This is a genomic window from Cyanobacteria bacterium FACHB-DQ100 (genome assembly GCA_014695195.1).
Classification (GTDB): Bacteria; Cyanobacteriota; Cyanobacteriia; order Leptolyngbyales; family Leptolyngbyaceae; genus Leptolyngbya.
On record JACJNW010000028.1, the window covers coordinates 482,430 to 494,857 of the forward strand.

General features: G+C 48.7%; 9 protein-coding genes. 6 read left to right on the top strand and 3 right to left on the bottom strand.

Going from position 1 to position 12,428, the window contains the following annotated elements; genetic code table 11:
- Positions 1-10 precede the first annotated feature (10 nt).
- Entirely contained in the window at positions 11-3,331 is a 3,321-nt protein-coding gene (locus H6F51_13425; GenBank protein MBD1823483.1) for an efflux RND transporter permease subunit, read from the bottom strand.
- Between the two features lie 16 nt (positions 3,332-3,347).
- Positions 3,348-4,775 carry an efflux RND transporter periplasmic adaptor subunit gene (locus H6F51_13430; GenBank protein ID MBD1823484.1) on the bottom strand — a complete coding sequence of 476 codons (1,428 nt, stop codon included), beginning with the start codon at positions 4,773-4,775 and terminating at the stop codon, positions 3,348-3,350.
- Positions 4,776-5,007: 232 nt separating this feature from the next.
- Here H6F51_13430 and H6F51_13435 point away from each other — a divergent pair, with 232 nt between their 5' ends.
- The 5 genes from H6F51_13435 (at position 5,008) to H6F51_13455 (ending at position 10,610) form a co-directional block, all read left to right on the top strand.
- Complete coding sequence (locus H6F51_13435; GenBank protein MBD1823485.1) at positions 5,008-6,660, top strand: alpha amylase C-terminal domain-containing protein; 1,653 nt, start codon at positions 5,008-5,010, stop codon at positions 6,658-6,660.
- Between the two features lie 129 nt (positions 6,661-6,789).
- Positions 6,790-7,059 carry a 30S ribosomal protein S15 gene (gene rpsO / locus H6F51_13440; protein MBD1823486.1) on the top strand — a complete coding sequence of 90 codons (270 nt, stop codon included), beginning with the start codon at positions 6,790-6,792 and terminating at the stop codon, positions 7,057-7,059.
- Positions 7,060-7,063: 4 nt separating this feature from the next.
- Complete coding sequence (locus H6F51_13445; GenBank protein MBD1823487.1) at positions 7,064-7,597, top strand: PAM68 family protein; 534 nt, start codon at positions 7,064-7,066, stop codon at positions 7,595-7,597.
- Between the two features lie 102 nt (positions 7,598-7,699).
- Positions 7,700-8,761, top strand: coding sequence for a 3-deoxy-7-phosphoheptulonate synthase (gene aroF / locus H6F51_13450; GenBank protein MBD1823488.1), 1,062 nt, complete (start codon positions 7,700-7,702; stop codon positions 8,759-8,761).
- A 184-nt stretch (positions 8,762-8,945) separates the two neighbouring features.
- Entirely contained in the window at positions 8,946-10,610 is a 1,665-nt protein-coding gene (locus tag H6F51_13455; GenBank protein MBD1823489.1) for a mechanosensitive ion channel family protein, read from the top strand.
- A gap of 67 nt (positions 10,611-10,677) precedes the next feature.
- Here the strand turns inward: H6F51_13455 and H6F51_13460 are convergent, their stop codons facing one another.
- Entirely contained in the window at positions 10,678-11,727 is a 1,050-nt protein-coding gene (locus tag H6F51_13460) for a bifunctional hydroxymethylpyrimidine kinase/phosphomethylpyrimidine kinase (protein ID MBD1823490.1), read from the bottom strand.
- A gap of 212 nt (positions 11,728-11,939) precedes the next feature.
- Between H6F51_13460 and H6F51_13465 the strand changes: the two genes are divergently transcribed.
- Positions 11,940-12,425, top strand: coding sequence for a DUF4383 domain-containing protein (locus H6F51_13465; GenBank protein ID MBD1823491.1), 486 nt, complete (start codon positions 11,940-11,942; stop codon positions 12,423-12,425).
- Positions 12,426-12,428: the final 3 nt, after the last annotated feature.

A 12,428-nucleotide genomic window follows, 5' to 3' on the forward strand; every position in this document is an offset into this window, starting at 1 on the left:
AATGCTGTTCTCAAGGGTGCTTATCTCGATCGCTCAATTGCCCCGCAGTTTCCCGGCTCGTTGCATCGTGCGGATGACCATTTAGATGACCATCCACGGTCTGATCTGTCTTGCCATTTACCGTCACAGTTCTCAAGGGTCGTTTAATCCGATCCTCAAACGACTTGATCACAATGTACAGCACTGGAACAATAAACAAGCTGAGGAAGGTTGCCACCGCCATCCCCCCGACGATCGCAGTTCCGAGGGATTGTCGGGCTGTTGCACCAGGGCCCGTCGCAATCACAAGCGGCACAGCCCCGATCGCCGTTGCGATCGCGGTCATCAGAATCGGCCGCAGTCGTTCCTGCCCTGCGGCAATCACCGCGCTCGCAATCCCTTTACCGCGATCACGTTCTTCGTTGGCAAACTCCACAATCAGAATCGAGTTTTTACTTGCCATCCCAATCAGCATGACAAAGCCGATTTGAGTGTAAACGTCATTCGAGCTTCCCCGCAGTAACACTGCCAGTAATGCACCTAAAATTGCCAAGGGTACAGTCAGCAGAATGATAAAGGGATCAACATAGTTCTCGTACTGTGCCGCAAGCGTCAAGAACACAAAGACGATCGCTAATCCAAAGATAAAGAGTGCTGCACCGCCTGACTCAATTTCTTCGAGGGATAGTCCTGACCACTCGAACCCGAACCCTTTGGGTAAGGCTTCTTTTGCAACCGCTTCCATTGCCTGAATTGCTTGTCCTGAGCTTGACCCCGGCGCGGATGTGCCGTTGATTTCCACTGAGCGGAACAGATTGTAGTGCGTAATGATCGAAGGGCCATTCTTTTGGCTCACTCTAACTAAGTTCCCTAGCGGAATCATGCGTCCGGGTTCACCATTTGCACCCGCACTGCGAACATACAATCGCTTGATGTCTTCAGGATTCGATCGAAACTGTTGGTCAGCTTGTACATACACGCGATAGGCTCGGTTGAACTGGTTAAAGTCATTAATGTAAGCAGAACCGAGAAAGATTTGCAGTGTACTGAAGATATCTTGAATCGAGACATTGAGTTGATTCGCCCGATCGCGATCGACTTCAATGGCAATCTGCGGTGTATTGCCATTGAAGTTCGGGCGCAAGCCAGACACTTTCGGACTTTGTGGCGAAGGATAAGTAGAGGCACGCTGCATAAAGTTACCTAGCGTCTCACCGAGAGCCGGAAAGCCTAAACCCGTGCGATCTTGTAAGTGAAACTCAAAGCCACCAAAGTTACCGATACCCGGAACCGCAGGTAAGTTAAACGGCAGAACTACCGCCTCTTGAATAGCTGCCATTTTTGGAAACAGTCCGGTTGGTCGAGGGAAAAAGCCACCAATGATAGCTTCTAGTGATTGATTTGCTCCGGTTCTTTCTTCCCAAGGTTTGAGGGTGGTAAAAATCAAGCCATTGTTCGGTGTTGCTCCACTAAAGCTAAATCCACCCACCGCGAAGATGTTAGCAACTTCTGGCTGTGCTTTCAGAATTTCCTCAGCTTGTTCTAGAACTTTCTCGGTGTAGTTGAGTGAAACTCCTTCAGGGGCTTGAACAATGGTGATAAACACACCTTGGTCTTCATCTGGAATGAACGCTTGAGGCACAAAGTTATAGACAAAGTACGTCAGCGTCAATGCTCCTGCGAACAGTGCCAGAATCAATCCTTTTCGACGTACCGCCCGATCGAGGTTTCGTCCATAACTTTCACGAGTTTTATCAATGATCCAATTCACTCGCCGGAAAAACCAATTGTTGCTTTTGGTTTGTCCGGGTCTGAGCAACAATGCCGACAGCATTGGCGTAAAGGTCACCGCATTGAAAGTTGAAACTATAACTGAAAACGCGATCGTTAATGCGAACTGTCGATAAAGCTGTCCGGTTGTTCCCGGAAAGAAAGCTACAGGCACAAACACAGTGATCAATACTAACGAAGTTGCAATCACCACACCAAACAATGTGTTCATCGATGCGATCGCAGCTTCTAAAGGTCGCTGTCCTTCTTCCTGAATCCGTCGGGTAATGTCCTCAATGATTACGATCGCATCATCTACAACTAATCCCGTTGCCAGTGTTAATCCAAACAATGTGAGCGTGTTAATCGAGAATCCCAGCAGTTTCACAAAGATGAACGTACCGAGAAACGCGATCGGAATCACGATCGAGGTAATAAACGAAGCTCGCCAATCTTGTAGAAACAGAAATAGAATCAACACCACTAGGATGATGGCTTCAAACAGCGATCGAATAACTTCTCTTGCACCGGCTTCAATAAAGGTTGTGGTGTCAAATGCAATCTCATATTTCAGTCCCGGCGGAAAGCTTGCCGAAAGGTTCTGCATTTCCTCTTTGACCGCTTTGGCAACATCGAGCGCGTTACTGCCAAACTGTTGGTTCACGCCCAATCCTACGCCTCGGTGGGTCACCCGATCTTCGGTTGTAAATCTCAGCAAAGAACCATAGTTCTCAGCTCCAAGCTCTGCACGACCGACATCTCTCAGCCGCACTAAAGTTCCAGTCCCCGCAGTTTTAATAACTAGATTGTTGAATTCCTCAGTGTCTTTGAGTCGTCCTTGTGCAGTGATCGAATACTGATACTGCTGTCCGGGAGCTGCGGGAGCCTGTCCAATTTGTCCGGCTCCTACCTGGATGTTTTGCTGTTGCAGTGCAGCAATCACATCTTGAGGCGTGAGTGTTCGACTAGCTAACCGCTCTGGATCAAGCCAGAGACGCAGTGCATAAGTTCGCTCACCAAAGATCTGAACTTCACCGACACCTTTAATTCGGCGAACTGCATCAGCTAGATACAAATCTGCATAGTTACTGAGGTAAAGATCGTCATAGAGATCCTGATTTTTCGCCTCGTCTCGCTCGGAATACAGCCCGATCGCTAACAGAAAGTTATTGTTTGTTTTAGCAACTTGAACCCCGGTTTGCACCACAGGGGCAGGTAAACGCGACTGCACCGTAGACACTCGGTTCTGCACATCCACCGCAGCTAAATCCTGATCGCGTCCCAAGTCAAACGTTAGATTAATCTGACTCACGCCATTGTTGGCGCTAGTGGATTTGATGTATTTCACACCATTAATCCCGTTCAGTTGCCGCTCTAGAATGTTCGTGACCGTTGATTCGACGACTTCAGCATTTGCGCCCACATAGGCCGAAGTCACACTGACTTGAGGCGGAGCAATTTCTGGGTACTGCGCTACAGGTAAGGTCGGAATACAAGCCAGTCCCAGCAGCGTGATCATGATTGAACACACTGTTGCAAACACAGGGCGTTTAATGAAAAACGTGGAAACTGAGAAAATCATAAATTAGCGCCAGTGGTTAAGGTGAAGGTGGACGCTGAATCTGTGCGGCATCTGCGATCGGCGCACAGTTTTGCAGTTGTAAAATTCCCGAAGTTACGATGCGATCGTTGGCTGTGACTCCTTCTAGCACTTCTTGTTCGTTACCGATAATCCTGCCTAACTGAATTGGCTTTTGAGCCGCAACTAACTGATCAGGCGTAACCTCAATTTTTCCACCGCCTCTAGGAGCAGCAGGTGCTTCACACCCTGAAGCATTAAACGGAGCCGCGACAAACAGAAAATCCCTTCCACCTAAGCGTGAAATTGCTGTGGTTGGAACTAACACACCCGGACGAGTCCCCCAAACCACTCTCGCTCTGACAAATTGCGAAGTTCGTAGATTTCCAACATTGGCAAATCGCGCTTTCGTCAGTACAGATTGCGTCGTCGGATCAACGTTCGGTGCAACAAAGGAAATTTGTCCGGTTTGGATCGGTTGGTCTTTCTCGTTTAGCAGCTTGACAGGTAATCCCGTCTTAAGTGCGGAAGCTCGCTCTAGAGGAACTTGAATCTGAATTTCTAGCTGTTGGTTTTGCGTGACGTTGAGTAGTTGAGTTGTATTGCTCACCGTGTCACCCACTTTCACAGGAATGTCCCCGATCGTGCCTGCAAACGGTGCTGTAATCGTGAAATTTTGTAACTGGGCAGCGCCTTCAGCCGTATTCGCTTGCGCCTGTTCGACGGCTCGCTGATTTCGAGCAACGGTCGTTTCTGCCCGCTGAATGGCGGCACGTTGAGCAGCGAGATCCGCACTGGCTTCCCTGAGGGCAGCTTGAGCGGTTTGCAGCGCATTTAATCGCTGATCCACGACTTGCTGACTGGTCGCGCCTTCTTTTTGCAGTTGCACAAAGCGGTTGTATTCTTGTTGCGCTAATTGCACATTTGATTCGGCGGTAGCGCGTCGAGCATCAAGCGATCGCAAGTTTTCATTCGCGGCTGCTACATCTGCCCGTGCCGATTCCACCTCAGCTTGAGCGGTTTGTGTTGCAGACTGCCGACTCGCAAGCTGAGCGCGTTGTTCGGCGGAATCAATCTGAATTAAGGGTTGCCCTGCTTCCACTTGCTGTCCGGGGCGCACAAAAATCGCTGCAACTTGCCCAGAGACCCTTGGCTGCAATGTTACCGACTGGCGGGAATCGAGGCTGGCGGCATAGTCAGAGCTATCTTCGATCGTCGCTGCCTTCGGATTTGCAAGCGGTACCGGAGTCGGTTGCGGTTTCATCTGACTGGCAATCATGATCGGCAAAATCAGTCGATTAAACAGAATCCAACCCAATCCGCCGACGATCGCAGCTCCAATTAAAGCAGGAACCAAATATCGTCGCCAACGAGGAGGTTTTCGTTCTGGAGGGGTTTCGGTAGAAGTCTGAAGCGTCAGATCTCGATTAGTTTCTTCGCCGTTCATTAGTTTAGCCACTAAGGTCTAGATACGATCGGGCGTGGAGCGTAAGGACAAATTCAAGGATCAAATGGCTTTCTATATTACTATGGATGCGAACTATTTGATCTCTGCCTGTTGATAGAAGATCTATCTGGGGATAGTTAGCAAGTCGGCAGAAGTCCTTCAGCGGTCAGATGCACGAACAGTTTCAGAACAGTAATACTTTTCAGACAAAACAGTTTTACCATTTATTTTTATGAGTAGCCCGATCGAATTTAATGTGTTCGCCCCACGCAACGAAGCGGTTCATCTCGTTGGTTCTTTCACTCAAGAAGATATCCCAATGCAGAAGGGCGAAGATGGGTTTTTTCGGGTAAAAGTCAATCTCGAAGATGGGCAATATCAATACAAACTGCGCGTAAAATCAAACAGTCCCGCCTTGCAAGGACAATGGGTTGAGACAAATGATCCATACATGACGGAGATGGATCGTAAAACAGAAAATGGAGTTGTACGAGTAAAAGACGGACAACGCATTTCAGATACATATATCTGGCAACACGATCGTCAACCGCTTCCCGAAAATCGCGATGTGATTCTCTACGAAATGCACATTGCAGATTTCTGCGGAAAAGGCACTGATATCTCTGATCCCACTAAGTTTAAGCAGGTCTTAGACAAGCTCGATCATTTAAGCGAATTGGGCATTAATGCGATCGCCCTCATGCCCGTTACCGAATACGATGGCGACTATCGCTGGGGCTATATGCCGCTTCACTTTTTCGCACTTGAAAGCAGCTACGGCAAACCCGAAGACTTTAAACGCTTGATCGATGAATGTCACGGGCGCGGAATTCGCGTTTTGATTGATTGCATTTTCAATCACACAAATGAAGAAAGCCCGTTGTTAAAGATCGATCGTGACTATTGGTACTACCACGATCGGCATTATCCCGAAGATGATGCAAACTATTGGGGGCCTGAGCTGAGCTACGAAAATTACGACAGCGATCGCAACATTCGACCGACCTGGAATTTTGTTCGCGATGTAGTGCAATTCTGGATTCGCGAGTATCACATTGATGGTATTCGCTATGATGCCGTGCGCCAAATCGCAAACTATGAATTCTTTGGCTGGTTATTTCAGCAAATTGAAATTAAAGATAAGCCTTTTTATCAGATTGCAGAGCATATTCCTGATACCAGTGAGGTTTGCAGCCCCAAAGGTGTGTTTGATGCTTGCTGGCATGAAAGCTTCCGCTACTTCCTGAAAGACGCGCTTATTGGTCAATCCGTCGATTTAGAGGAACTCAAGAAAGCGATCGATGCTCGTCAACAAGGGTACGCTGGCGCAACCTCAGTGATTAACTATCTAGCAACACACGATCGCGAACACATGATTGTTGAACTGGGCGATGTTGGCATTTTTGATCAGCCTGCTTTCGATCGCGTCAAATTCGGCGTGATTCTTCAGCTTACTGCTCCGGGTATTCCCATGATCTGGATGGGTGATGAATTCGGACAAGCCACCCACAAAACGCAAACAACTCTGGAGCCGAACCAATTAGATTGGTCGTTGCTCGACCACAATCGCGATTTGTTTGAGTTCTACAAACGAACGATCGCCCTCCGTCACGAAAAATCCTCGCTCCGCACCGACAATATCGAATTTTTCTTCGAGCATCTAGACGATAAAGTTTTGGCGTATGTGCGCTGGAACGATGACGGCGAAAGGGTGATTGTGGTCGCAAATTTCTCTGACCAAAATTATGAGAACTACGCGATCGACAATCTTCCAACCGATTGCTATTGGCAAGACTGGAACAACGGCAGCGAAATCGAAGTGAATGAGGGGAGATCTGCGATCGACCTCCCCAGCCTCAGCGCAAAAGTTTTGTTAAGTCATTAAGGTAAGGCGTAGAGGGATTAATTTTTCTCCTCTACGCCCCACTCCCCAAAATTTCCCTTATCTCTCCCCCGAATTGCTGTGATAATATTAAAAGCTGCCGTATTCATCGCAATTCAGGACAAACTCTCAATGGCACTGGTACAAGAACGCAAACAAGAAATTATTAGCCAATATCAAGTTCACGAAACCGACACCGGATCGGCAGACGTGCAAGTGGCAATGCTCACCGAGCGCATCAACAAGCTCAGCCTGCACCTCAGAAGCAACAAAAAAGACCACGCTTCCCGCACCGGACTGCTGAAAATGATTGGTCAGCGCAAGCGCCTTCTTGCCTACATCCAGAAAGGCGATGCCGATCGCTATCGCGCTCTGATTACCCGTCTTGGTATCCGGGGTTAAATCCATGCCCGATAACGCCCCTGATCCCAACTCAGAGCGACTTCCATTCGAGCCAGGACGCAAGAAAGCGAAGTCATCCGCAAAACCCGCGCCCGAACCCGCGAAAACTCCCGCAAAAGAAGCAAAGCCAGCCCTAATCGAGAAGCGCCCCAAATCTTCTCCGAAAAAGGCTCAGGCCCCCGCTCCCAGCCGCGAAGATCTCGCTGTCCCTGAAGTGGTCAGTCGGCGGATGGCGCGGCGGATGGCGTTCTTTTGCGGCGTTCCGACGACGTTGGGCATCGCTACATTTGTGGTCAGCTATTTCATCGTGACCCAAGGCATTTACAAATTGCCGAATACTGCGGTTGTGCTTGTGAGTATGCTCTTTTTTGGGTTAGGGGTGGTTGGATTGTCCTACGGCATTCTCTCAGCCTCGTGGGACGAAGATCGCGTCGGTGGAATTGTTGGAGCCAGCGAATTCTCGACCAACTTTGGACGACTGACCGGAGCCTGGAAAGAAGCCCGCGAGCAGCAGCGCCAAAAACGCAGCCAGAATTAGGGATTCGATCGAGTACGGTACGATTAATTGACAGCAGACTGATCCGGGCAGTTCACTGCTCGATCGGCACAAGAATCAACACATTCAGCAGGAACGTTTAACATGATTGTGGTTATGAAAGTCGGCTCCCCGGAAGCCGAAATCGCCCGCCTCACCGAAGAGTTCTCGACTTGGGGACTCTCTCCCGAAAAGATTGTTGGAAAGCATAAAGTCGTGATTGGCTTGGTCGGTGACACGGCTGAGATGGAGCCACTCCAGATTCAAGAATCCAGCGATTGGATCGAGCAGGTTTTACGAGTTGAGCAACCCTTCAAGCGGGCAAGCCGCGAGTATCGTCACGGTGAAGCCAGCGAAGTTCCGATTTCAACCCCGAATGGTGTCGTTTACATCGGTGAGAATCACCCAATCGTCACGGTCGCAGGCCCTTGCTCGGTCGAAAACGAAGAGATGATTATCGAAACGGCTCGTCGAGTCAAAGCAGCAGGCGCACAGTTCCTTAGAGGTGGCGCATTCAAGCCCCGGACTTCTCCCTATGCATTCCAAGGACACGGAGAAAGCGCACTCGGTTTGCTGGCAGCAGCACGTGAAGCGACCGGACTGGGGATTATTACAGAATTAATGGATGCCGCAGATCTAGAACCGTTGGCAGAAGTAGCTGACGTGATTCAGATCGGCGCACGCAATATGCAAAACTTCTCGCTGTTGAAGAAAGTTGGCGCTCAAGACAAGCCGATTCTGCTCAAGCGGGGAATGGCAGCGACGATCGAAGACTGGCTGATGGCAGCAGAATACATCCTTGCTGCCGGAAACCCGAATGTAATTCTGTGCGAACGCGGAATTCGGACATTCGATCGCGAATACGCCCGAAATACTTTAGACCTCGCAGCGATCCCCGTTCTCAGAACGTTGACCCACCTGCCCATCATGATTGATCCAAGTCACGGAACCGGACGCGCTGAGTACGTTCCTGCAATGGCGATGGCATCGGTTGCAGCAGGAACTGATTCGCTGATGATCGAAGTTCACCCGAATCCGAAGAAAGCCTTATCGGATGGGCCGCAATCGCTCACCCCGGATCAGTTTGATCAATTGATGAAGCAGCTCGCGATCGTCGGTAAACCCCTCGGACGCTGGACAGAACAACGTCAACCCATCGCCGTTTAGGTCTATCGGTTGAAATCTTACGCCTCCTGAAGATCTTCAGGAGGCGTTTGTTTTTGCACTTCTTCCGCAATGGAGAGACGATCGCTACAGCCGCTTCGCTAGAATCCTCGACTGATAAATCAAAAGGAGGTGTGAATTGCGATCGCGCAGGTTTATCTTCACGGTTGTCTTAAGCATCTTACTGATGTTGAGTTCTTCGGCTCTAGCGCAGAATCCTGTTCTACCGAGTCCAAAACTGGAACTCCCGCAATTTAGCAATACCGAGGTCAGAACGGCTCCAGTCCGTCTAGATGGACGAGAACTGTTTCAGATTGCGGTTCCAGCCAACAGTGGAGCAAGTCAGCCGAACCAAAGCAGCGCGCTTCAAGTCCGAGTGCAAGGCATCGAAGCAACGCTACAGCGCCTCGCAAATCAAACCAGCGCGGCTGCACCACAGGTTACCGCGACGATCGACACCAGCAGTAATCTGCCTATAATTACGGTGAATCGGCAGTATCTCATGACTGTGACGACGCTGGATGCTCAACTGCAAGGACAAGAACTAACGACTTATGCAGAAAGTTTGACGCAAATCATTCGGGACGGTCTGATTCAGGCACAGCGCGAACGGCAGCCTGAATTTATTGCACAACAGGCAGGGAAGGCGAGCGCGATTTTGTTGGGTATGGTTGCTTTAAGTTGGCTGGTTTCTCGCTTGCAAGCTTACCTCCGAAGGCATCAAAGACACCAGCACAGCGAAGCATTATCTCTCTCTGAATTGCCGCCCAATACGCCTGAAATGGCGAGTTCTCGCACTCAGTTGATGGTGAAACAACAGTTAGCAAATCGTCAGCAACGCACCATGAAAGATGTGCGCCGTCGATCGCTTCAGCTTGTGCAGCTCATCATTTGGGCAACGGGTGGATATACGATTTTAGGGCTGTTTCCGCAAACGCGATCGCTTCAGCCGCTTGTGCTTTCGACTCCGTTGAAGGTATTAGGAATTATTGTTCTAACCTATCTAGCGATTCGATTCAGTGAACTATTAATCGATCGTCTCTTTATTGCGCTTGATATTCCCCAGCAATCTACTCCGGATGTTTCTCAACGAGTGGCGCTGCGTGTCTCGACTTTCTCCCGCGTTGTCAAAGGGTTATCTACACTGATTTGGGTCAGCATTAGTTTGATCACAATCTTATCGATTCTTGGGATCCAAGTTTTGCCATTGTTAGCAGGTGCGGGAATTATTGGACTTGGCATCTCTTTAGCGTCGCAGAACTTAATTAAGGATGTGATTAATGGATTTCTGATTCTGTTGGAAGATCAGTACGCAGTCGGAGATGTGATCCAAGTTGGAACGATGACGGGATTTGTTGAATCAATTAGCTTAAGGATTACGCAGATTCGCAATTCAGAAGGGCGATTAATTACGATTCCAAACAGTGCGATTTCGATCGTCGAGAATCTTTCTAAGGATTGGTCGCGGGTTGATTTATCGATTGCGATCGCGTTTGATGCCGATGTGGATCAGGCGATTCACTTAATCGAAAAAGTTGGACAGGACATTAGCCACGACCCAAACTGGCAAACCAAAATATTAGAAACACCCCAAGTCTTAGGAGTTGAAAATATCAGCAATGAAGGAGTCACAATCCGAATTTGGATTAAAACTCAACCGTTGCAGCAATGGTATGTGGGGCGCGAATTTCGGAAGCGATTAAAGCGAGCGCTGGATGCGGCAGGAATCTCGATCGCCATTCCGCAACAAGCTTTTTCGGTGCGAGGCGCGATTGACGATGAAATTTTTGACCCCAATGAGAATGAGAACTCTAACCTTCAACAATCCTCTAACCCTAATAAGGCGAATTGATGTTAAAAGATCGAACAAGTCACAACTGCACCAAACGATGCTTCGATATTCCCTTATTACGCGAGATTTAGTAATTGTTGAATGCTACGACTTCAAGCTCCGATCGCTCAATCAGCGTTTCTAATGCCGTTTTCATCTCCGTTGTCGTTGTCGTTGTCGTTCCGAATCGTCTCACCACAATACTTGCTGCTAAATTGCCTAACACCACTGCTTCCCAGACCGTTGCGCCTGCAATTAATCCAAGTGTTAACGCAGCGACCACCGTATCTCCGGCTCCAGTCACATCAAAAACCTTTGTACGATTGAAAGCGGGAATATGCTGCTCGTTGCCGGAACGATCGAACAATGTCATCCCTTGTTCACCACGGGTGATCAGAATGTATTGCGCGTGCGTTAATCGTAGTAAATCTCGCCCTGCTCTAGACAGCGATGCAGCATCACCGATCGCATATCCAACGGCTAACTCTGCTTCGGGTAAGTTAGGCGTAAAAATCATTGCATCCTGATAACGCGGAATCTGCTTTTGCGAATCAACGATCGTTCTTGAATGCTCTAATGCTGCTTCGATCACCGGTTGCGTTAGCGTCCCATCGCCGTAATCAGAGCAGACGATCGCATCAACGTGATCAATCTGATCGCGAATATAAGCGGCTAACTGCTGCTGAAGTTCAAGCGCGGGTAACGCATTCGATTTACGATCAATTCTCACAATCTGCTGTGTTACAGACTGGCGCGAGTGTCCTGTAATTCGAGTTTTGGTTACAGTGGGTCGATCGACCTCCCAAACGACCCCTTCTATATCGACTCCTGCTGCTTCTAACAGTTGTGCTAGTGCTTGCCCTTGAATGTCTTTTCCGAGGAGTCCCACTGCTTTAACTGTCGCTCCCAATTGGGCAAAATTGTAGATTGCATTCGCGCCGCCGCCCGGAATTTGCTGCGTTTCTTCGTGGCGCAGAATCAGCACCGGAGCTTCCCGTGATACTCGTTCGACTTCCCCATTGAGAAATTCATCTAGCGTCAAATCTCCGACCACTAATACAGTCGCTTCAGAAAATCGATCGATTAATTCAAATAGGCGATCTCGATGCGATCGTAGTAACTCAATCCCGTCATTCATAGCCCAGCAAACCTTCAATTTGCGCTCTATTATGTCGGAAATGAAAAAATTCAGAATGCTGCTTGAGACAGATGAAAGCACTTTTTTCGTATTCAGCAGGTTTTGTGAAAGTAATAGTCTTTCGGCAGATTTCTTTCATGTAGAACATAGTTCAATGAAAACTATAAGCAACATTTTTGCTTACGACTACTCATCGAACCCACAACACTATCATGCAAGACAAATTTAAAATCTCCTTCAAAAGCCTAGCAGACCTAGAAAAGGCAGTTGCCCTCATTCTTGGCATTACTTTTCTAACGATCGGAATCGCTGGATTTCTTCCTCAATTCATGGCACTACCTGGAAGTGCCCCTGTAACGGGTGATGTCTATATTCCTCGCCTGTCTTCTTCGGATGGTTACGGTCACTTGTTTGGATTGTTCCCGACCAACTATGTGCATAATGCAGTGCATATCGTTGTTGGTTTGTTGGGACTTGCCGCAGCAACTAGCTTCAGCGGTTCACTTGTCTATAACCAAGGTTTTGCAATCGCTTACACCGCGATCGTACTGTTCGGCTTGATTCCTGCAACTAATACCACCTTTGGTCTGATGCCAATCTACGGTAACAATGTTTGGTTTAACGCTCTAACGGCTGTACTCGCGGCTTATGCGGGATTTGTAAAACCCGCGGAACTGGCAAAAGCAACCGAAGCATAATCT